Origin of the sequence: Pseudomonas sp. R3-52-08 (assembly GCF_003851745.1) — a bacterium.
Taxonomy (GTDB): Bacteria; Pseudomonadota; Gammaproteobacteria; order Pseudomonadales; family Pseudomonadaceae; genus Aquipseudomonas.
The window spans coordinates 4,774,195-4,794,289 of the sequence record NZ_CP027730.1 but is presented as its reverse complement, the minus strand read 5'-3'; the positions used below and the strand labels follow the sequence as shown (position 1 = coordinate 4,794,289).

The 20,095-nt window shown below is 60.7% G+C and carries 19 protein-coding genes; 10 read left to right on the top strand and 9 right to left on the bottom strand.

The features are described 5' to 3' along the window. Nucleotides 1-6 precede the first annotated feature (6 nt). From C4J91_RS22055 to C4J91_RS22040, 4 genes are all read right to left on the bottom strand, one after another. The gene (locus C4J91_RS22055; RefSeq protein ID WP_124364247.1) at nucleotides 7-960 is read right to left on the bottom strand and encodes a hypothetical protein; all 954 of its coding nucleotides are present in this window, start codon (nucleotides 958-960) and stop codon (nucleotides 7-9) included. 20 nt (nucleotides 961-980) lie between these two features. Then, the gene (locus C4J91_RS22050) at nucleotides 981-2,696 is read right to left on the bottom strand and encodes a proline--tRNA ligase (protein ID WP_124364246.1); all 1,716 of its coding nucleotides are present in this window, start codon (nucleotides 2,694-2,696) and stop codon (nucleotides 981-983) included. A 205-nt stretch (nucleotides 2,697-2,901) separates the two neighbouring features. Next, a complete protein-coding gene (locus tag C4J91_RS22045; RefSeq protein WP_124364245.1) occupies nucleotides 2,902-4,434 on the bottom strand; it encodes an AmpG family muropeptide MFS transporter in 1,533 nt (510 codons plus the stop codon). 43 nt (nucleotides 4,435-4,477) lie between these two features. Beyond that, complete coding sequence (locus tag C4J91_RS22040) at nucleotides 4,478-4,792, bottom strand: MGMT family protein (protein WP_256657927.1); 315 nt, start codon at nucleotides 4,790-4,792, stop codon at nucleotides 4,478-4,480. A 193-nt stretch (nucleotides 4,793-4,985) separates the two neighbouring features. Between C4J91_RS22040 and C4J91_RS22035 the strand changes: the two genes are divergently transcribed. The 5 genes from C4J91_RS22035 to groL all read left to right on the top strand — a co-directional run bounded on the left by C4J91_RS22035 (nucleotide 4,986) and on the right by groL (nucleotide 9,609). Continuing rightward, a complete protein-coding gene (locus C4J91_RS22035; RefSeq protein ID WP_124364243.1) occupies nucleotides 4,986-5,993 on the top strand; it encodes a DUF481 domain-containing protein in 1,008 nt (335 codons plus the stop codon). 102 nt (nucleotides 5,994-6,095) lie between these two features. Beyond that, a complete protein-coding gene (locus tag C4J91_RS22030) occupies nucleotides 6,096-6,827 on the top strand; it encodes a HugZ family protein (RefSeq protein ID WP_124364242.1) in 732 nt (243 codons plus the stop codon). 66 nt (nucleotides 6,828-6,893) lie between these two features. Next, complete coding sequence (locus tag C4J91_RS22025) at nucleotides 6,894-7,370, top strand: FxsA family protein (protein ID WP_124364241.1); 477 nt, start codon at nucleotides 6,894-6,896, stop codon at nucleotides 7,368-7,370. A gap of 248 nt (nucleotides 7,371-7,618) precedes the next feature. Beyond that, a complete protein-coding gene (locus C4J91_RS22020; RefSeq protein WP_124364240.1) occupies nucleotides 7,619-7,912 on the top strand; it encodes a co-chaperone GroES in 294 nt (97 codons plus the stop codon). Between the two features lie 50 nt (nucleotides 7,913-7,962). After that, nucleotides 7,963-9,609: a chaperonin GroEL gene (gene groL / locus C4J91_RS22015; RefSeq protein WP_065887544.1), complete on the top strand. Its 1,647-nt coding sequence runs from the start codon at nucleotides 7,963-7,965 to the stop codon at nucleotides 9,607-9,609. Between the two features lie 78 nt (nucleotides 9,610-9,687). Here groL and C4J91_RS22010 read toward each other — a convergent pair whose 3' ends face one another. Both C4J91_RS22010 and C4J91_RS22005 read right to left on the bottom strand, forming a co-directional pair. Continuing rightward, on the bottom strand, nucleotides 9,688-10,407 hold the full coding sequence (locus tag C4J91_RS22010; RefSeq protein WP_124364239.1) for a phosphatase PAP2 family protein: 720 nt from the start codon (nucleotides 10,405-10,407) through the stop codon (nucleotides 9,688-9,690). Nucleotides 10,408-10,458: 51 nt separating this feature from the next. Beyond that, nucleotides 10,459-12,408, bottom strand: coding sequence for an LTA synthase family protein (locus tag C4J91_RS22005; RefSeq protein ID WP_124364238.1), 1,950 nt, complete (start codon nucleotides 12,406-12,408; stop codon nucleotides 10,459-10,461). A gap of 199 nt (nucleotides 12,409-12,607) precedes the next feature. On the opposite strand from C4J91_RS22005, the gene colR reads away from it, so the two are divergent. The 5 genes from colR to C4J91_RS21980 all read left to right on the top strand — a co-directional run bounded on the left by colR (nucleotide 12,608) and on the right by C4J91_RS21980 (nucleotide 16,378). Then, on the top strand, nucleotides 12,608-13,291 hold the full coding sequence (colR, locus tag C4J91_RS22000) for a two-component system response regulator ColR (RefSeq protein ID WP_124364237.1): 684 nt from the start codon (nucleotides 12,608-12,610) through the stop codon (nucleotides 13,289-13,291). Next, complete coding sequence (locus C4J91_RS21995) at nucleotides 13,281-14,561, top strand: HAMP domain-containing sensor histidine kinase (RefSeq protein WP_124364236.1); 1,281 nt, start codon at nucleotides 13,281-13,283, stop codon at nucleotides 14,559-14,561. The genes colR and C4J91_RS21995 overlap by 11 nt, the downstream gene beginning before the upstream one ends. A gap of 188 nt (nucleotides 14,562-14,749) precedes the next feature. Continuing rightward, complete coding sequence (locus tag C4J91_RS21990) at nucleotides 14,750-15,430, top strand: class I SAM-dependent methyltransferase (RefSeq protein ID WP_124364235.1); 681 nt, start codon at nucleotides 14,750-14,752, stop codon at nucleotides 15,428-15,430. A gap of 4 nt (nucleotides 15,431-15,434) precedes the next feature. Continuing rightward, a complete protein-coding gene (locus tag C4J91_RS21985) occupies nucleotides 15,435-16,154 on the top strand; it encodes a lipopolysaccharide kinase InaA family protein (protein ID WP_124364234.1) in 720 nt (239 codons plus the stop codon). Then, the gene (locus tag C4J91_RS21980) at nucleotides 16,151-16,378 is read left to right on the top strand and encodes a hypothetical protein (protein ID WP_124364233.1); all 228 of its coding nucleotides are present in this window, start codon (nucleotides 16,151-16,153) and stop codon (nucleotides 16,376-16,378) included. The genes C4J91_RS21985 and C4J91_RS21980 overlap by 4 nt, the downstream gene beginning before the upstream one ends. Before the next feature lie 66 nt (nucleotides 16,379-16,444). On the opposite strand, the gene C4J91_RS21975 is transcribed toward C4J91_RS21980, so the two are convergent. The 3 genes from C4J91_RS21975 to C4J91_RS21965 are packed head-to-tail and all read right to left on the bottom strand — an operon-like array spanning nucleotide 16,445 to nucleotide 20,068. Then, nucleotides 16,445-17,542, bottom strand: a complete 1,098-nt coding sequence (locus C4J91_RS21975; protein ID WP_124365205.1) for a DUF1513 domain-containing protein — start codon at nucleotides 17,540-17,542, stop codon at nucleotides 16,445-16,447. Nucleotides 17,543-17,544: 2 nt separating this feature from the next. Continuing rightward, nucleotides 17,545-18,609 (bottom strand): imelysin family protein, encoded by a 1,065-nt coding sequence (locus C4J91_RS21970; protein WP_124364232.1) that lies wholly within the window; start codon nucleotides 18,607-18,609, stop codon nucleotides 17,545-17,547. Between the two features lie 31 nt (nucleotides 18,610-18,640). Beyond that, complete coding sequence (locus C4J91_RS21965) at nucleotides 18,641-20,068, bottom strand: di-heme oxidoredictase family protein (protein ID WP_124364231.1); 1,428 nt, start codon at nucleotides 20,066-20,068, stop codon at nucleotides 18,641-18,643. Nucleotides 20,069-20,095 lie beyond the last annotated feature (27 nt).

The window sequence follows — 20,095 nt, the reverse complement described above, 5'->3', positions numbered from 1 at the left end:
CTGGGATCAGCGTGCGCCAGGGTCTGCGACTAACCGTCCGGCATCCTTGGCCAGCGCCTGCAAAAACTCCTGCTGCAACTCCGGGTCATTGCGCGTCAGTTCAATCAGGCTTTGCTCCAGTTCGCTGGCTTCTTCTTCCAGGCCCAGCTCCGAGAGGCGCTTGACCCGGTGTACCCACTGGTTGACTTCGTCGTCTTCCAAATCGTCGTAGATCAGGCCATGGGCTTCCAGCAATTTTCCGCGCAGGGTGCTGCTGATCGCCAGGGTCGAATCCGTGTGCACGTCGTCCTGGCCGTCTTCCACGCTGATCTTCAAAGTGGTGATGCGGTTCAGGTCCTGCTCGGCAAACGGACTGTCCAGCAGGTTCAGGCGCAGGACGCCGTCGCGGTCGGTGGTCAGTTCATGGGTCTGCTTGCCGGCGGTAACCTGTACCGGGCGTTCGCTCCAGGGCAGGCTCGAATACTCCAGGCGCTTGTCACGCTGGACTTCATCGATGCCCGCGAGGTTCTGCTGGGCACGGCCGTGGGATTGCACGTTCATGAACGGGTTAATGCCGTCCACGCCGTAGCTCAGCCAATCGCGGGTCATGCTGGCGGGCAGGTTGCCGAGGGCGAAGATGTTCACCACATTGGCCCCCGCACCAGCCACCAGCGCCACGGCACCCAGGGGCATCTCGTAGAGTTTGCGCCAGGGCTGATAGGGCGTGTAGCGGTCGTAACGCCGAGTGACTTCGAATTCGGTGACTTCAAAGGTCTTTTGCTCGTGAATCCGAACCCGACGTTGCGGCAGCTCCAGCACTTTGGGCTCACCTACATCGATCTGCAGGCTGTGGTCGAGCAACTTACGCTCGACCCGCTCCTCGTGCTCGCTGCGTTGCGACATCTGGTTGGCGCAGCCGCTGACCAGCAGGGCGCCGCACAAGGCGGCGCCCCCCAGGGCTCTGGTGTTTCGCTTGAACATGACTTCTCTTGATCTGGTTTTCAGCGACGAATACGCGCCTGAAGGAAAGACAGCACGTCAGCCACCGGCAACGGTTGGGCCTCGGCTTCGGTCCGGCTCTTGTATTCCAGATTGCCATCGGCCAGGCCGCGGTCACTGACCACGATCCGGTGGGGGATGCCAATCAGTTCCATGTCGGCGAACTTGATGCCCGGGCTGGTTTTCTTGTCCCGGTCATCGAGCAGCACTTCAAAACCGGCGGCCGTCAGTTCGGCATACAGTTTGTCGGTGGCTTCGCGCACTTGCTCGGTTTCATAGCGCAACGGCACCAGCGCAACCTGGAACGGCGCCAGGGCGTCGCTCCAGATGATGCCTTTCTCGTCGTTGTTCTGCTCGATGGCAGCGGCGACCACACGGGACACACCAATGCCGTAACAGCCCATGTCCAGGGTGATCGGCTTGCCGTTCTCGCCCAGCACTTCGCACTTCATCGCCTTGCTGTACTTGTTGCCCAGCTGGAAGATGTGCCCAACTTCGATGCCGCGCTTGATCTCCAGGGTGCCCTTGCCATCCGGGCTTGGGTCGCCGGCCACGACGTTGCGCAGGTCGGCCACGGTCGGAACCGGCAGGTCACGCTCCCAGTTCACGCCGAAGTAGTGCTTGTCGTCGATGTTCGCACCGATCCCGAAGTCGCTCATCAGCTCGACCGAACGGTCGATGATGATCGGCAGAGGCAGGTTCAGCGGGCCGAGGGAACCGGCGCCGGCGCCAATGGCGTCGCGCAGTTCGGCATCGGTGGCCATGACCAGCGGGCTGGCCACGCCAGGCTGCTGGGCCGCCTTGATTTCGTTGAGCTCGTGGTCGCCACGGATCACCAGGGCGATCAGCTTGCCTTCTTCTTCGGCGCGCACGATCAGGGTCTTGATGGTCTTTTCAATCGGCAGATTGAATTTTTCCACCAGGGCCGCGATGGTCTTGGTGTCCGGGGTATCGACCAGGCGCAATTCTTCGGCTGGCGCTGGGCGCGAGGTTTCCCGTGGGATGGCTTCGGCTTTCTCGATATTCGCCGCGTAGTCGGAACCGTTGCTGAACGCGATGTCGTCTTCGCCGGATTCGGCCAGCACGTGGAATTCGTGAGAGCCGGCGCCGCCGATGGAGCCGTTGTCCGCTTCAACCGGGCGGAATTTCAGGCCCAGGCGCGTGAAGATGTTGCAGTAGGCCTGGTGCATGCGGTCGTAGGTCGCCTGCAGGGACGCCTGGTCGGCATGGAACGAATAGGCGTCCTTCATGATGAATTCACGGCCGCGCATCAAGCCGAAGCGTGGGCGGATTTCATCACGGAATTTGGTCTGGATCTGATACAGGTTCAGAGGCAGCTGTTTATAGCTGCTCAACTCGTTGCGCATCAGGTCGGTGATGACTTCTTCATGGGTCGGGCCGGCGCAGAAATCGCGGCCATGACGGTCCTTGAAGCGCAGCAGCTCGGGGCCGTACTCTTCCCAACGTCCGGATTCCTGCCACAGTTCAGCCGGTTGGGTGCTCGGCATCAACACTTCCAGAGAGCCGGCAGCGTTCATTTCTTCACGAACGATGGCTTCGACCTTGCGCATCACCTTCAAGCCCATGGGCAGCCAGGTGTACAGGCCCGACGCCAGTTTGCGGATCATGCCGGCGCGCAGCATCAGCTGATGGCTGATCACAACCGCGTCGGAAGGCGTTTCTTTCTGTGTGGCGAGCAAATATTGACTGGTACGCATGGTAGGCCGTTGTCGGTTGCTTGGACTTGAAATGACTTGGGATTGTACGGGCGCTTGCTGCTGGAGTACAGGCGTGACATTGCGGGGGACCTGACTGACTGTGGAAGATCCAATGTGGGAGGGGGCTTGCTCCCGATGGCAGTGTGTCAGTCAGTACATCTGACACTGACACACCGCTATCGGGAGCAAGCCCCCTCCCACATTGTCAGTCTTCCTGCGGGGGATTCAACCGAATCCGCCGATTCTCCTGGAACCAGTGCAGGGCAATCAGGAACAGCGTCGGCACCCCCAGCAGGCAGGTGATCATAAAGAAGCTGTGATAGCCGAACTTCTCCACCATCACCCCCGAGTACCCGCCGATCAGGCGCGGCAGCAACAGCATGATCGAGCTGAGCAGCGCGTATTGGGTGGCGGAGAACTTGAGGTTGGTCAGGCTCGACAGGTAGGCGACAAAGGCAGAGGTGGCCAGGCCGGAGCTGAAGTTATCCAGGGAAATGGTGACGATCAGCATCTGCAGGTCGGGGCCCATGTCGGCGAGCATCACGAACAAAAGGTTGGTGCCGGCCGAGGCCACGCCACCGATGAACAGGATCGGCAGAATCCCGAACCGCACGATCAACAGGCCGCCCATGCCGGCGCCGAGCAGGGTCATGATCAGGCCGAAGATCTTGCTGACCCCGGCAATCTGGTCCTTGGTAAAACCCTGGTCGATATAGAAAACGTTGGCCATCACGCCCATGACGGTATCGGACATGCGATAGGTGGCGATCAACCCGAGCAGCAGCAACGCCTGCCAGCGGTAGCGCAGGATAAAGTCGTTAACCGGCGTCAGTACCGGCGCCAGGCCACGGCGGCCCATGGCCGAGAGGCACAGGGCGGTGAGCAGGATATAGAGGATAGCGCGCAGGAAGGCACGGTCTTCCATCAGCAGTTCCCACAGGCTCACGCCCTGGAACAGCACGCTGGCGAAATCCGTGTTGTACAGCTGGGTAAACATGGCAGGCACCGACACCAGCAGCACAATCAGCACGAACACTGACGCCAACTGATGCACGAAGCTATAGCGCCCGGCCTGCAACTGGGTGCGCAGCGGCACGTTGGGTTCGCGCATCAACAGGGTGGTGAGCAGGGCCGGAACCATCAACACGCCGAACAGCACATAGGTGCCGGTCCAGGCCGAGTGCTTATAGTTGAAACCGGTGGAGCCGAAGCCTTCGGCAAAGAACAGCGCACCGGCCGTGGCCAGCAGGGCGGCGATGCGATAACCGGACATATAGCTGGCGGCCAGGGCGGCCTGGCGGCTGTCGTCGGCGATTTCCAGGCGGTAGGCATCGACGGCGATGTCCTGGGTGGCCGAGGCGAAGGCCACGACGACGGCAATGGCAATCAGCCAGGACAAGTGTTTTTGTGGGTCACAAAAGCCCATGCCGATCAATCCGAGGATCACCAGCGACTGGGAGAGCACCAGCCAGGAACGCCGGCGCCCGAGTTTCCCGAGCAATGGCAGGCGCCATTGGTCGAGCAGCGGCGACCAGACCCATTTGAAGGCGTAGGCCAGCCCGATCAGGCTTGCATAACCGATGGTCTCGCGGGCCACACCCGCTTCACGCAGCCACACGGAAAGCGTCGAGAACACCAACATATAAGGCATGCCGGCAGCGAAACCGAGCAACAACAGCACTAACGTCGAGGGGCTGGCATAGGCGGCGAGCGCGGCGCGCCAGGTTTTACGGGGCATGGGCTGGAGTCTGCCTCAGATTTGCGGAAACAAAGCGCGCACTCTAACCGCTGTGCTCTACCGGGCGCCAGCCATGGCGCTGAATATCAACGCGATTGTTCAGGATGCTGACACCTTCGCTGCGTAAACGCGCACGTTGCTCGTCACCTGAGGCGCTGCCCACCGGCAGACTTATCCGACCACCGGCACCCAGCACCCGATGCCAGGGCAGTCGGGTGTCTGCGGGAAGCTGGCTCAGGGTACGTCCGACCCAGCGTGCGGCGCGCCCCAACCCTGCCAGGTGCGCCAACTCGCCGTAGCTTACGACGCAACCTGCCGGCACTTGCGCCAAGGTCAGGTACAGCGCGGTGCGGCGCATGTCGGCGGGGCTTTGCGGGGTGTCGGCAGGTTCATTCACTGTGGGTCTATCCGTTGAGAACGTCGGTGTTTTTGTAAGAAACGTCTGTAAACTTGGTGTCGCGTATTGAACTCAATATAAATAGTTGAGTCAGTTCAGGCTATCTCACACGATAGCGTCTTCCTTTCGCCAACCCCGAGCCCCGTATCTGCTTATGTTGTCCAGAACCCTGCTGTGCCTCGCTGTTCTCAGTGCTTCCACGCCCTTGCTCGCCGATACCGTCTGGTTGAAGAACGGTGACCGCCTGACCGGCAAGATCAAAGTCTTCGACGGCGGCAAGTTGCTGATCCAAACCAGCTACGGGGGCGCCATCCCGGTGGATTGGAAGCAGGTGAAAACCCTGGAGAGCGACCAGGAGTTGCTGGTCAAGCAGGACGCCTATGCCGGTGAAAAGGCCAAGTCCCTCAAGCCGGCGGAGGATGGCAAAGTCGTGCTGGCCAATGGCGAAGCGCCCAAGACCGTGGACCTGGCCAGTATCCAGCAGATCCTCAAGCCCAAGCCTGTGATCGAAGACCTGGTGTGGAAGGGCAACATCGACCTGGCGCTGGACTACAAGCGCGCCGACAAAGACACCAACGACTACGACGTCGACTTCAAGACCTCGGCCCGTCACGGCCAGTGGCGCCACACCGGCAAGGGCGAATACAACCGCGAATTCCAGGACGACGTCACCACCACCGACAACTGGGCGCTGGAATACGATCTGGACCGCTTCATCACCGAGCACTGGTTCTGGCAAGGCCGCCTGACCTACAAGCGCGACAAGGTTGAAGACCTGGCGCGCCAACGCACCGTCGGTACCGGCCCGGGCTATCAGTTCTGGGACGATGAACTGGGCGCGTTCTCCCTCGGCTCGCTGATCAACCGCACCGATTACGAATACGCCGATGGCGGCAAGGACAACTTCTATTCCCTGGCCATGAAGTGGAACTACAACCGCTACCTGGTAGGCAAGACCGTGGAATTCTTCACCAACGGCGAGCTGGGCAAGCCGATCGACGGTCCGGCCGAGTATTCCCTGGATGCCGAGATGGGCCTGCGCTACAAGGTCACCGAATGGGCCTCGCTCAATCTCAAGGCCGAGCGCGACGTCATCAGCGGCGATTCCGACAGCAGCTTGAGCAAGACCCGCTACACCGCAGGGTTTGGCGTGTCCTGGTAACGCGGCATCGAGCACCCTGGCAACCTGCGCGGATATTGATTACCTTGTGTTGAGATCCATTCCCATATGCCATGGGCGGCGAAACAACCCAGGAGTCATACATTGAGCGCGCACGTTGCCAGGAACGCCCGAGAGCTGTTGCTCAAGGAATACCGTGGGGCCTTGGCCACACAATCCAAAGCCATGCCCGGTTTTCCCTTCGGTTCGGTCGTGCCGTACTGCCTCGACGAGCAGGGCCGCCCGCTGATCCTGATCAGCCGCATCGCCCAACACACCCACAACCTGCAGAACGACCCCAAGTGTTCGTTGCTGGTGGGTGAGCGCGAAGCGGCCGATGTGCAGGCCGTCGGACGCCTGACCTACCTGGCGCAAGCCCGGAAGCTGGAAGACGAAGCCGCCATCGACGCCGCTGCCGAGCGCTACTACCGCTACTTCCCGGACTCGGCCAACTACCACAAGGCCCACGATTTCGATTTCTGGGTGCTCCAGCCGGTGCGCCACCGGTATATCGGCGGGTTCGGCGCGATCCACTGGGTCGACCACCTGACCTTGGCCAATCCGTTCGCGGGCAACGCCGAACGCAGCATGATCGAACACATGAACAGCGATCACGCCAAGGCCATCGCCCATTACGTCAACCTTGCTGGTTTACCGACGACTGAGCCTGCGCAACTGGCCGGCATCGACAGCGAAGGCATGCACCTGCGTGTCGGCCAGTCCCTGCACTGGCTGCCGTTTGGCGAACCTTGCAACACGCCGACACAAGTACGCGAAGCCTTGGTTTCATTGGCTCACGCCGAATCCTGGCCGAAAAAATCAGACGTTAGTGCTTGAATTCACGAAAAGGCGACGTCATCTAAGGTGAACTAGCAAGGCATTCTTGCGTTGAGGAACCATTTGATGCGCCCTTTTTTGTTGCTTTTTCTCTTGTTCCCGGTGCTGGAGCTGTTCGTATTCGTTCAAGTCAGCGGTGCGATCGGATTTTTCCCGGCTCTGCTGCTGATCATTCTCGGCTCGATGCTCGGCGTGCTGGTGCTGCGCGTCGCCGGGCTGGCGACGGCACTGCGTGCCCGTGAAAGCCTGAACCGCGGTGAGCTGCCCGCCCAGACCATGCTCGAAGGCCTGATGATGGCCCTGGCCGGTGGCCTGTTGATCCTGCCGGGTTTCATCAGCGACGTGGTGGGCCTGGTCATGCTGCTGCCGGTCACGCGCAAATTGCTGGCCGGCAAGATGCGCCAGCGTGCCGAAGAAGCGGCCCTTCGCCAGCGTGCTTTTGCCGACGACCTGCAACCCCGTGGCGGCCCGGCCCCGCGCCAGCCCTTGGGGCGTGAAGGCGATGTGATCGAAGGCGAATTCGAACACCGCGACAACAAATAACCGCTTCACCGGCACGGCACCTTCGGGTGCCGTGTTGCATTCATCCTTGAGTCAATCCAAAAAAATTTCCGGCGCTGGCCCTTGTAATAAGCCTGGGCGCCCTTATGTAACGGTCACCGCAAGGTTTCTGGTGGTGACACTAGACAGACTTCCGCGGTTCGCCCAGCGAGCCGCGACCGGCACCGCCGGAATTTAACCCGCCGGAATTGATACCGGCCGATGAAAAACACAATTAGGAGAGATCGACAATGAAGCTTCGTCCTCTGCATGACCGCGTCGTCATCCGTCGCAGTGAAGAAGAAAAGAAAACCGCCGGCGGGATCGTCCTGCCAGGTTCGGCTGCTGAAAAAGCCAACCACGGTGTGATTCTTGCTGCGGGTCCAGGCAAGGCTCTGGAAAACGGTGAAGTACGTGCGCTGGCCGTGAAAGTGGGTGACAAGGTTGTTTTCGGCCCTTACTCCGGCAGCAACACTGTGAAAATCGACGGCGAAGACCTGCTGGTAATGGCTGAGAACGAAATTCTCGCCGTACTGGAAGACTGATTTCCCCGCTCATTTTCCGTTTACTCCAAAGTATTTAAGGAATATCGATCATGGCTGCTAAAGAAGTTAAATTCGGCGACTCCGCCCGCAAAAAAATGCTCACCGGTGTCAACGTCCTGGCTGACGCAGTAAAAGCGACCCTGGGCCCGAAAGGCCGTAACGTGATCATCGAGAAGAGCTTCGGCGCTCCGACCATCACCAAGGACGGCGTTTCCGTCGCCAAAGAAATCGAACTGGAAGACCGTTTCGAAAACATGGGCGCGCAGCTGGTCAAAGACGTTGCCTCCCGTGCCAACGATGACGCCGGTGACGGCACCACCACCGCGACCGTACTGGCTCAGGCCATCGTCAACGAAGGCTACAAGGCCGTCGCTGCCGGCATGAACCCAATGGACCTCAAGCGCGGTATCGACAAGGCGACCATCGCCATCGTTGCCGAGCTGAAAAACCTGTCCAAGCCATGCGCTGACACCAAGGCTATCGCTCAGGTAGGTACCATCTCCGCCAACTCCGACAGCTCCATCGGCGACATCATTGCCGAAGCCATGGAAAAAGTCGGCAAAGAAGGCGTGATCACCGTTGAAGAAGGCTCGGGCCTGGAAAACGAACTGTCGGTTGTAGAAGGCATGCAGTTCGACCGTGGCTACCTGTCCCCGTACTTCGTCAACAAGCCAGACACCATGGTTGCCGAGCTGGACAGCCCGCTGATCCTGCTGGTCGACAAAAAGATCTCCAACATCCGCGAAATGCTGCCAGTGCTGGAAGCCGTTGCCAAAGCCGGCCGCCCATTGCTGATCGTTTCCGAAGACGTTGAAGGCGAAGCCCTGGCGACTCTGGTTGTGAACAACATGCGTGGCATCGTCAAGGTTGCAGCCGTCAAGGCTCCAGGCTTCGGCGACCGTCGCAAGGCCATGCTGCAGGACATCGCCGTATTGACCGGCGGTACCGTTATCTCCGAAGAGATCGGCCTGAGCCTGGAAAGCGCCACCCTGGAAAACCTGGGTAGCGCCAAGCGTGTGACCATCTCCAAGGAAAACACCATCATCGTTGACGGTGCTGGCGTTGAAGGTGACATCGAGTCGCGTATCGCTCAGATCCGCGCTCAAGTAGCCGAGACTTCCTCGGACTACGACCGGGAAAAACTGCAAGAGCGTCTGGCCAAGCTGTCCGGCGGCGTTGCAGTGATCAAGGTTGGCGCCGGTTCCGAAGTCGAAATGAAAGAGAAGAAGGCCCGCGTTGAAGACGCCCTGCACGCAACCCGTGCAGCCGTTGAAGAAGGCGTGGTACCTGGCGGTGGCGTTGCGCTGATCCGTGCTCTGGAAGCCCTGACCAACCTGACCGGCGACAACGCTGACCAGAACGTTGGTATCGCTGTACTGCGTCGTGCCGTTGAAGCACCGCTGCGCCAGATCGCTGCCAACTCCGGCGACGAGCCAAGCGTTGTGGTCAACGAAGTCAAGAACGGCAAAGGTAACTACGGTTACAACGCTGCGACTGGCGTCTACGGCGACATGATCGAAATGGGCATCCTGGACCCAACCAAGGTGACGCGTTCCGCGCTGCAAGCGGCAGCTTCCATCGGCGGCCTGATCCTGACCACCGAAGCTGCAATCGCCGACAAGCCTAAGGCTGAAGGCGCTGGCGGCGGCGGTATGCCAGACATGGGCGGCATGGGTGGTATGGGCGGCATGATGTAAGCCAGCCTTACCCAGCTACTGAAAAACCCCGCCTGCAGTGATGCAGGCGGGGTTTTTTTATGGATGTTGCGCAAGCCGTCAACGGGACGTGGCGGGCTTCGATGGCCGGTACAACAGTAGGCAATACATGCCCAGGCAGATCAGCCAGCAAAATATCGCCGTCCAGACGTTGTGGGAAAAAAAGTGCGCCCCTTGCAACATGCGGCTGACGGAAAAGACGCTGCCCAAGCCCACCGCGAAGATAAACGCGTTGCGCGCCATGCGTGGCCGGCGATCGCGCAGGGCAAAAAACCAAGCGAACAAGGCAAACCCGGTTGCCGCATGTCCGCCGGGCCAGCAGCGACCGGGTTTATCGGTCGGCGGGCGAGGGCTAAGCAGTTCGCTGTAAATTTCCTGGCCACCGAATTCTTTGAGGCTCCAGGGGCATTGCACTGCGGTAATGGTCTTCAACGGCGCCACGAAAGCCGTCGCCATTGCCAGGGACAGCACCAGGCAGACCAGTTCGCGGCGGTAGGGCTTGAGTCGCTGCAGGATGAAACTGCCCACCAGCCCGAGAATCGCCAGTACCGAAAACAGGATCACCAGTTGCTTGGCGCGATCATGCAGGATGTCTTCGAGAAAGAAGCTATAGCGGCCGATGAAGCCGCCTTGCTCGGCATCGTAGAAGCGTTTGGCCAGGTCCATGTCCAGCGAGGTCAGCTGCAGAAGCAGCAAGACCAATGCGGCGCCGACGGGGAGGCCCAGACACAGCCAAAAATTAAGCGGTTTAGAAACGGGTAGGAAGGCGGGGGGCTTCATGACGAACCTTGGTAAAAAACGTCCCGTACTCACCCGCACGGGACGTTTTGATTAGCGTGTGCTCAGGGCTGGGGCCTCTTCCTTGGGGGCTCTCCAACTCAGCAGTTGTTGCTTGTAGTCGTAGCTGGCGGCTTGGTAATAGGTGATCGCCCGCTGGATCAACGGGTCGTCGCTGCCGACGCGCAGTTCCTGGCTGTCCCCCAGCGCCTGGTCATGACGACGCAGGCCTTTGCGCGGGCTGAGAATCGCCAGGTTCGTGCCGTCAAACAGGCCAAGGTGCTGGTAGTTGCCGACCACCACGCGCGGTGGCAGCGGGTTGTCTTGCAACAGGTTGCGGCCGAAGAACGTCGACTCGTAGCTCAGGTTGATCAAGCCCAGCAGCGTCGGCGCCAGGTCGATCTGGCTGGCCAGTTGCGCGGTTTCGCGGGCGTCGATCAGCTTCGGTGCATAGATGAACAGGGGGATCTGGTAGTTGGTGATCGGCAGATCTTCCTTGCCTGCGCTGCCGGCGGTGTGGTCGGCGACGAACACAAAGATCGTGTTATCGAACCAGGGCTTCTGGCGCGCCGCGTCGAGGAACTGGCCGATGGCGTAGTCGGTATATTTCACTGCGCCGTCACGGCCCTTGCCGGATTTGATATCGATACGCCCGTCCGGGTAGGTGTAGGGACGGTGGTTGGAGGTGGTCATCAACTGCAGCAAAAACGGCTGCTGCTTGGCGTAGTCGGCATCGGCCAGATTCAGGGTTTGTTTGTACAGGTCCTCGTCGGCCATGCCCCAGGCGTTTTTAAACGAGATTTGCGCTTCGGGCACGCTGCTCTGGTCGACGACGCGATAGCCATTGCCGCTGAAAAACGCATTCATGTTGTCGAAGTAACCGCGCCCGCCGTAGACGAACACGCTGTCGTAGCCAATGGCGGAAAGCTGCTGCCCCAGGCTGGCGAAACCGCTTTCGCGGCCGATGCGCTTGACGATAGAGCGCCCAGGCGTAGGAGGAACCGCCAGGGTGATGGCTTCCAGGCCACGGTCGGTACGCGTACCGGTGGCATAGAAGTTATTGAAGTACAGGCTCTGTTGGCGCAGCGCATCGAGGTTGGGCGTGAGGTGGCGCTCGTCGCCGTTGCTGCCCATGTATTTGGCGCTGAAGCTCTCGATGGTGACCAGCACGATATTGGGCTTGCGCAGGGTTCCGGGGTTGGTGATGGCGCGGCGGATATCCAGGGGGTCCTGGTCGATGAAACGGGCGTTGGGCTCACTGAGCTCGGCGCGCAGTTGCTTGGCGACCACGTCGGTTGGCAGGCTTTTATAGAACTGCATGTAGTCCAGTTCGTTATTACGGAACGCGGCAAAGAACTGATAGGGGCCATTGCTGGCCAGTTCGTTTTTATAAGCGTTGCCGCCTTGCGTGCGCGGGCTGTCCTGGCTGATCAGTTGCAGGCTGAGGCCGGCGACCACCAGCAAGGCCACGGCATTCACCAACCGGCCACGCAGCGCCGGCAGGGGCGCGGCCATCGCGGCGTTGAAGGGCTTGCGCAGGGCCACGCTGAGGATCAGCGCGAGCATCGCCAAAAGGCTGAGCAGCTTGCCGATCGGGTAGGACTCCAGCAGGTTGTTCAACACCTCATCGGAGTACACCAGGTAATCAACGGCGATAAAGTTGAAGCGCACGCCGAATTCATCCCAGAACAGCCATTCGGCCACCGACGTGAACAGCATCGCGAACAGGCTCACCGTGAGCAGCGCTTGCAGGAACCAGCGATGACCGCGACGGCGCCACAGTGCAGGCGGGCACAGCAACAGGTACAGCCCCAGCGGCAACGCCGCATAGGCCATGAAGCCGAGGTCGTAGAGCAAGCCCACGCCGAACACCGGCAGCAGGTTACCGCCGACTTCATCCAGGTGAGTGATGAGCAGCACGCTGCGGGTGAGCAGGAAAACAACCAGCCAGGCGCCGGTTATCAACAGCAAATAGCGCACAGGCGCAGTTTTGGGGAGCCCCATGTCAAATTTCCTTTTTCAGTGGCGGCGATCTTCGCGCTGACGCTGTAGTCAGTTTGTGAAGCTATAGTGAAAAACTCGTTTGGCTGTGCAACCCGTTGAAAACCTCTATCGACAGGCCTCGCCGCTCTATCCCTGAGCGGCACTTGGCCTTAAGCTGCGCGAGCCAACACGGCCGTTACCGCGTACGGAGACACTGCCCATGCGAATTTTATTGGTTGAAGACAACCGCGATATTCTGGCCAACCTGGCCGATTACTTGGGGCTCAAAGGCTACACAGTGGACTGTGCGCAGGACGGTTTGTCGGGCCTGCACCTGGCCGCCACCGAGCATTACGACTTGATCGTGCTCGACATCATGCTGCCCGGCATCGATGGCTACACCCTGTGCAAACGCCTGCGTGAAGATGCACGCCGCGACACGCCAGTGATCATGCTCACCGCCCGCGACCAGTTGGATGACCGGCTGCAGGGCTTCAAGTCCGGGGCCGATGACTACCTGCTCAAGCCGTTCGCCTTGTCCGAACTGGCCGCGCGCATCGAAGCGGTGCTGCGCCGGGCCCAGGGTGGCGGGCGGCGTGTGTTGCAAGTGGGCGACCTGCATTACGACCTCGACACCCTGGAGGTCACGCGCGAAGGGCGCATGCTCAAGCTCAACCCGGTCGGCCTGAAGCTGCTGGCAGTGTTGATGCAGAAAAGCCCGCACGTATTGCGTCGGGAAATTCTCGAAGAAGCCTTGTGGGGCGATGATTGCCCGGACAGCGACAGCCTGCGCAGCCACGTCCACCAATTGCGCCAAGTGATCGACAAACCTTTCGCCAAGCCGCTGCTGCAAACGGTGCACGGTGTGGGTTATCGCCTCGCCGAGGGACGTGATGGAGTTTAAGCAAAGCCTTGCCCAGCGGATCATCATCGCTTTTGCCTTGATGAGCGCGTTGGTAGCGGGGGCTTTCGCCATGGGCATCGTCGCGACGGTACACCTGGTGGAAGAGAAGTTGATTTCGGCGGGCCTGGGCGGCGATCTGCAACGGCTGCTGTTGATGGACAGCATGGAAGACTGGCGACACCGGCCGGAGCCTGACCAGTTGTTTTATTTCAGCGGCGGCCCCGGCGATTTCGAGCTGCCCAAGGATCTGCGGCATCTGGACCCAGGCTTTCATGAAGTGTTTCGCGAGTCGCTGTCATACCACGCCATGGTCGAGGTGATCGATGGCCGGCGTTATGTGCTGCTGCAGGACCAAAGTGATTTCGAAGAGCGCGAGCGCGTTCTGTTTGCCGTGGTGCTGGTGGGCTTTGTGCTCAGCCTGGCGTTGGCGGTGTTTCTTGGCTGGGTGTTGGCGCGCAAGGTGATGGCGCCGGTGGTACGGCTGGCGCGCCAGGTGCGCCATCGCGACCAGTTGCTCGGGCTTGCCCCGCCTCTGGCGCCGGATTATGCCGCCGACGAAGTCGGCGAGTTGGCGGTGGCGTTCGATGCCACCCTGGGTCGCTTGCGCCAGGCGCTGTCTCGCGAGCAATTGTTTACCAGCGATGTGAGCCATGAGTTGCGCACACCCTTGATGGTGCTGGCCAGTTCCTGCGAGCTGTTGCTGGAGAACCCGGCAATCGATCAACGGGGGCGTAACCAGGTCCAGCGAATCGCCCGGGCCTGTGAAGAAATGCGCGAGCTGGTGCAGACCTTCCTGATGCTGGCCCGTGCCCAGCATGACGATGCCGCCATGTCGGCCCAGGTCAACCTGACACAGGTGGCTGAGGATCTGATCGGGATCTGGCGCGGGCCCATCGAGCAAAAAGGTCTTGAGTTGATCTACTGCCCAGGCAATCCGCTGGATACACGCTACAACACCACCTTCCTGCATGCGGTGATGGGCAACCTGTTGCGCAATGCACTGCATTACACCGAGCAAGGGTTTATCCGCCTCACCCTGGAGCCCAGCGGTTTTGTGGTGGAGGATACCGGTGTGGGCATTCCTGAAGACAAGCGTGAGGCGATGTTCGAGCCGTTTGTGCGGGGCAGCGAGAAGCGCGGCGAGGGGCTAGGGTTGGGCTTGTCGCTGGTGCAGCGCATCTGTGAGAACCAAGGCTGGAGCGTGACCCTGAGCACCATGGAGCCCAATGGTTGCCGTTTTCATGTCGAATTGGATCAAGTCAAAACCTGACCGCTCAGTCTGACAATTTGCTGCTGCACGACGCCGGTTTTTCAGCGAAGATGGCCCGATGCTACTGAATGTTTCTGTAAAGTCTTGAAATGTATGCAATTGGACAGGACAAGTTTTTCACAACGAGTTGACTTGTTGATCACAGTTCGCTGCTTAGGGTTGTAGGCATCAGTAATTGGAGATGTAAGATGCCTTCGCCGATCAAGTTAGAGTTTTCTGAAAAGTACGACGATAACCACGCTCACCGCTATTTGCTCAAGCATCAGGACAATCTGGCCCGCCGGTGGTCCCACAAACGCGACGAGCAGCTGGCGCGCGCTGCGCTGGCCATGGCCGGTGAGCCAAGCCTGGTATTAGACTTGCCGTGTGGTGCCGGTCGGTTTTGGCCGTTGCTGGCCGAGAAACCCAACCGCGTGATTATCGGGGCCGACAATTCGGCGTCGATGTTGAAGGTCGCCACGGTGGCCCAACCCCCGGAAGTGGTGAAACGGGTACGTCCTTTGCAGACATCTGCCTTTGATATCGATTTGCCAGATAATTCGGTCGACAGTATTTTCTGCATGCGCCTGATGCACCACATCGGTGACCCAGCGCACAGGATGACAATACTGCGGGAGTTTCAACGTGTTACCCGTGACAGCGTGATTATCTCGCTGTGGGTGGATGGCAATTTCAAGGCGTGGAAGCGTAAGCGCGCCGAAGTGCGTCGTCGTAAGAAAGGTGAGCAGGAAGGTTACCAAAACCGGTTTGTGTTACCGGCTGCTACTGTCGAGGCAGAATTCGAGCAGGCCGGTTTCCGGGTTCAGGAATCCCTGGACTTCATGCCGCTCTACGCCATGTGGCGAGTCTATGTATTGCGTAAGAGGTAACAGGATGGCAGTTGAGTGCGTAGTCGGCAGTCATGTAGCTCCCGAAGAACGATTTGATTTTTTCTGGCGCCAGCAGGGCGAATGGGTAGAAGAGCCCAATCGTCGGCGTGGCGGCGAAAGTGGCGTACAGCGGGTGGTCAGTTCCAATGGCCGTTTGCTCTACTGCAAGCGCCAGACCGGCCACATCTACCGCAGTTGGCTGCATCCGTTTGGACGTCCGACCGTGTTGCGTGAACGTGATGCCCTCAGGGGCCTGCGCTTGCTCGATGTACGGGTGCCGGAGATGGTGTTTTGCGAGGCGCGACGCGACCCTGAGCATCAATGGAAAGCCTTGCTGGTGACCGCTTCGCTGGACGGTTTCGACGAGATCGAAAACTGGTACGCCGCCGGTGGCCGTGAGCAATACGGTGAGGAGGTGCATGAACGCCTGCTCAAGGAGCTGGCCGGGACCCTGGCGCGCATGCACAAAGGGCGCTGGCAGCATGGTTGCCTGTATATCAAGCACATCTTCGTACGGGTCACCGGCGAGGGCGATGCGGTGACCGTGGAAGTGGCGTTGTTGGACTTTGAAAAATGTCGCCAGCGTCTGACCGCTTATCGGGCCGCCTCCCATGACATGCTGCAATTGCGCCGCCATTCGTCGTGGAACGATACCGACTGGAAAAAACTCAGCTACTTTTATGAGACGGCGTTTGGCAGCGCTATCAAGGGTTTAACCAGATGAAGCTAGAAATAGCACGAGGTGTGTTCCTGGTCGGGGCGTTGGGCATTGCAGCCCTCGCCCTGGCTGCGTGGGAACAGCCTCGCACACAGGTACTCAGTGCGGCGCAAGGCGGTGGGCTATGCCTGCAGCCACGTGTCGCCAAGGTCAGTGTGGCGGCCAAGCCCGATCATGAATTGCTGTTATTCATGTTCGGGATGTCTCAAGCGATGAGGCCGCAGAGTTGAAGCGATTGAACCCCCCGGAAAGGGCCTTGCGATGCGAGGCCCTTTTTTTGCCTGGGTGAGCGTGAATCAGATCAGGTGCAGGTGGTTATCCCAAAACCCCGCCGGCAATTCCAACGGTTTGGCCAGTAACTGTTTCTGGCGGCAATCATAGAAGCGGCAACGCCCCTGGCCTGACGTGACAACGAAGCCGTCCGCCACCGCACCCACACCGGCACAGTCGGGCAATGGCCCATCCAGGCGCAACTCGCCGCTGTCCATGTCCCAGATAAAGAAGCGGTTGCCACGCGGCGCCGTCAACGCCACCAGCCGCAGCTCACTGTGCACCGCGACGCTGGCGGTGTAGTGCCCCATCGCCTGCAACTGCGCATCGGCCACCGCAAAGGCCACGAATGGCTGGCCCGGACGCTTGATCGCGAGCAGCTCGGACCGCTCCTGGGACGGCCCCATGAACTGCTGCCCTGTGAGGATGGTGCCATCGCTGGCGATTCCCATATGGCGCACGCTGTTCATCTGCTGGCCCAAGGTTTCCTTGCTGATTAGGCGGCCGTCGCGGTGCATCAGCACCAGGCTCGGTTCCATGGCGTTGAGGTTCATCTCCACACGGCTTTCGGCTTCGGTGCGAATGCCGCCGTTGGCCACCACCAGGGTTTCGCCATCGGGCATCCAAGAGACCTGGTGCGGGCCGATGCCATGGGTGGAGATTTCTGCGCTGTGCACCAACCGCTCGCCTTCGAACCGATACACGCCGAGCAAGCCACGGCCGGGATCGGACGTGTCGTTCTCGGTGGCGTACAGCCAGTCACCGCTCTTGTGGATCACCGCGTGCCCATAGAAGTGGCGATTGGCGTTCGAGGTGATGGTCTGCAGGAGCGTGCCATCACGCAGGTCGACCAGATAACTCTCAGTGCCCGGGCGGCGGGCGACGAACAGCGCGATCGGCAGCGTCGGGTGGTTGACGATGTCGTGGCAGCGCTGGCCGACCTGGGTGGCAAACACCTGCGTGCCGTCCAGGCGATAACCGACGGCGTAGTGCCTGCCGTCGGCGTCATCGCGCGCCGACAGCAGCAGGGGGCCCTTGTCTTTTTGCTTGAACAGCGTCCAGCCGCCCAACGTCAGTGCACTGAGCAGCACGCTGCCAACCGCCAAAGCCTGTCGCCTGAGCATCATCAGTCACCGTCGTTGGCGTTGAAGCCCAATTGGATGCCCAGCGCCTTGGCCAACTCGCCTTCATGCAGGCGATGGACCACGTTGAGGCTGTCATAGAGATCGTTGAGCTGCTGGCGCCCGGCGTCATCGTTCAACAGTTCGTTGAGGGAGCGCTGGTTGCTGGCGAACAGTTTCAGTGACGCGGCATACGCAGCGTCGATCTTGTCGGCCAGGGCTTTCTGATCGGCCGGCAACAGGCCGCGCAGGCCTTTGTTGTCGACGCCCACCCACACGGTCTGGGCTGCCGCGAGGCTGGCTTCCAGGCTTTGCAGGGACGACTGGCTGCGCCAGGCATCGGCCTGGAACGGTTGCGGGATGCCCTTGGTCTGGCGGCCCATCGGCGTGCCGAGTTTTTTCTTCAGGGTATCCAGGGCGGTCACTTGCACACGCAGCAGGTCGGCAATCGCTTCGTGGGAATCGGCGTAGCGCTGGTTCGGAAACTTGCTCATCTGCGCCAGCATGCCGTCGGTGCTGTTCCAGCTGGCCAGGATCTCTTCGGCCAGGGCTTTCTGGCGTTCGCCGATGGCCATCAGCAGCGGGCAGTAACGGGCTTTCTGGGCTTCGTCGGCGACGTCAGGCTTGGCGTCGTAGAGGATATATTCGTAGGCGGACAGGCCTTGCACCACCACGCTGGATTTGGCGAGGGCGGCGCCGTCGATCTGTGGCTGGCTGGCGACCAACTGTTCGACCTGGCGACCCACCAGGTTTTTCTTGTCCGGCCAGAACTGCACTTGCCATGCGCGGTTGCCTTCGGCCAGCGGGCCGATCAGCAGCGGTTGCAGCTCGGCCCAGGCTTTTTGCGCGTGGAGGAAGTCGGCGCGGGCGGTGTCCAGGCTTTCCTTGCCCTGGCAGTAGGCGAGGGCGCTGACGGCCAGTTGGCGGTCGGCTTCAACCCAGCGGCTATACGTGGGCAGGATGACTTGCTTGGCGATGGCCGCCGAGGTCACCGCTTGCGGGTCCTGGGGCGAGCAGGCGCCGAGGGCAAGGGCGGCCAGGCTGGTGAACAACAACTTGGGACGGAACATGTCGAGCTCCCTTCTGTAATTGGGGCAAAGCTTATAGAGAATTCAGGAACGCCAGCAACGCGGCGCGCTGCTCGGCGTTAAACGACAACACATGCTGCTGCGCCGCTTGCGCTTGCCCGCCATGCCAGAGCACGGCTTCGAGCAGGTTGCGGGCGCGGCCGTCATGCAGGAACTGGGTGTGACCACTCACGGTTTGCGTCAGGCCGATGCCCCACAACGGCGGGGTACGCCAGTCGCGGCCACCGGCCTTGAATTCGGTACGGTTGTCGGCAAGCCCTTCGCCCATGTCGTGCAGCAGCAAGTCGCTGTAGGGGCGGATCACTTGGTTGGCCAGCTCAGGTTCGGCGGCGTTGGCGGCCGTGGTGAACGTCGGCTTATGACAGCCCTGGCAGCCGGCCTGGTAGAACAGGTTTTTACCGGCCAGCACCTGCGGCGCATCGACGTCGCGGCGCACCGGCACGGCGAGGTTACGCGTATAGAACAGCACCAGGCGCAGGATGTTGTCGCTGACTTCCGGCTCGCCTTCGGGGCCGTTGCCGTTGGGTGCCTGTTTGCAGGCGACTTGGGCGTCGGTGCAGTCATCGAAGGGTCTCAGGGAGGTGGTGAGGCCCATATCACCAGAAAACGCGTGAACATTTTGTTGATTGAGGTTGGGTTGCCCGGCTTTCCAGCCAAATCGCCCCAGCACGGTTTTTTGCGCGGCGTCATCCCACACCTGATTCGCCCGGCCGATGATGGCCTCACGGTCAGCGGTTTTCGGATCGGTGTTGCGCAGGATATCGGCGTCGCTGATGGCTTCGAGCAGCCCCAGGCCGATCATTGGCGGGGCGATGCGCGCAGAGAAACGCGTGTCGGGGTGCATCGGGCCGTAGCCGAGCTGGGTGATCTGCAGGTCAGGCTTGCGCAACTCGACCACCGTGCCGTCCTTGAACTGGACGTTGACCGGTGTGTAATCGACCCGCACCTTGCCTTCCGGCGCCACGCCGGGCACGGCCATGTCCTGCAGTTGCCCACCATAGACCGGCTCGGGCACCACGCCGAGCTGTTCGATGAGTTTGGCGTAAGGTGCTGCATCCGGGATAGATAAGCGGACCAGCATCGACACGGCATTGGGCGCATCGGCCAGCGGCGGGTGGCCCCGGCCGTCCTTGATATGGCAGTTCTGGCAGGCGTTGGTATTGAACAGCGGACCCAGGCCGTCACGCGCGGTGGTGGTCGAGGGCGCGATCACCCAGGGGCTGCGAAAGAAACTGTTGCCGACGCTGAAGTCCAGGCGGCGAGTGGGCGCCAGGTTGGCCGAGGGCAGGGAAAACGCGTTCTGGTCGCGCTTGTTCACCGTGGTGGCACCGCCGGCGCGCGCTTCACCCGGTTCGGCCTGGGTAAACTGCGGGGCGTCGTCGCAGGCGGTCAGGCCCAGGGCCATCAACGCTGCGCACAGGTGAAGTAGCGAACGGAACATCGAGTTTCCTGAACGAAGGCGGAAAAT

Bases quoted from the DNA above. Each gene is read 5' to 3' on its own strand.
- C4J91_RS22055 (WP_124364247.1), bottom strand. From the start codon at position 960: ATGTTCAAGCGAAACACCAGAGCCCTGGGGGGCGCCGCCTTGTGCGGC.
- C4J91_RS22050 (WP_124364246.1), bottom strand. From the start codon at position 2,696: ATGCGTACCAGTCAATATTTGCTCGCCACACAGAAAGAAACGCCTTCC.
- C4J91_RS22045 (WP_124364245.1), bottom strand. From the start codon at position 4,434: ATGCCCCGTAAAACCTGGCGCGCCGCGCTCGCCGCCTATGCCAGCCCC.
- C4J91_RS22040 (WP_256657927.1), bottom strand. From the start codon at position 4,792: ATGCGCCGCACCGCGCTGTACCTGACCTTGGCGCAAGTGCCGGCAGGT.
- C4J91_RS22035 (WP_124364243.1), top strand. From the start codon at position 4,986: ATGTTGTCCAGAACCCTGCTGTGCCTCGCTGTTCTCAGTGCTTCCACG.
- C4J91_RS22025 (WP_124364241.1), top strand. From the start codon at position 6,894: ATGCGCCCTTTTTTGTTGCTTTTTCTCTTGTTCCCGGTGCTGGAGCTG.
- C4J91_RS22020 (WP_124364240.1), top strand. From the start codon at position 7,619: ATGAAGCTTCGTCCTCTGCATGACCGCGTCGTCATCCGTCGCAGTGAA.
- groL (WP_065887544.1), top strand. From the start codon at position 7,963: ATGGCTGCTAAAGAAGTTAAATTCGGCGACTCCGCCCGCAAAAAAATG.
- C4J91_RS22010 (WP_124364239.1), bottom strand. From the start codon at position 10,407: ATGAAGCCCCCCGCCTTCCTACCCGTTTCTAAACCGCTTAATTTTTGG.
- C4J91_RS22005 (WP_124364238.1), bottom strand. From the start codon at position 12,408: ATGGGGCTCCCCAAAACTGCGCCTGTGCGCTATTTGCTGTTGATAACC.
- colR (WP_124364237.1), top strand. From the start codon at position 12,608: ATGCGAATTTTATTGGTTGAAGACAACCGCGATATTCTGGCCAACCTG.
- C4J91_RS21995 (WP_124364236.1), top strand. From the start codon at position 13,281: ATGGAGTTTAAGCAAAGCCTTGCCCAGCGGATCATCATCGCTTTTGCC.
- C4J91_RS21990 (WP_124364235.1), top strand. From the start codon at position 14,750: ATGCCTTCGCCGATCAAGTTAGAGTTTTCTGAAAAGTACGACGATAAC.
- C4J91_RS21985 (WP_124364234.1), top strand. From the start codon at position 15,435: ATGGCAGTTGAGTGCGTAGTCGGCAGTCATGTAGCTCCCGAAGAACGA.
- C4J91_RS21980 (WP_124364233.1), top strand. From the start codon at position 16,151: ATGAAGCTAGAAATAGCACGAGGTGTGTTCCTGGTCGGGGCGTTGGGC.
- C4J91_RS21975 (WP_124365205.1), bottom strand. From the start codon at position 17,542: ATGCTCAGGCGACAGGCTTTGGCGGTTGGCAGCGTGCTGCTCAGTGCA.
- C4J91_RS21970 (WP_124364232.1), bottom strand. From the start codon at position 18,609: ATGTTCCGTCCCAAGTTGTTGTTCACCAGCCTGGCCGCCCTTGCCCTC.
- C4J91_RS21965 (WP_124364231.1), bottom strand. From the start codon at position 20,068: ATGTTCCGTTCGCTACTTCACCTGTGCGCAGCGTTGATGGCCCTGGGC.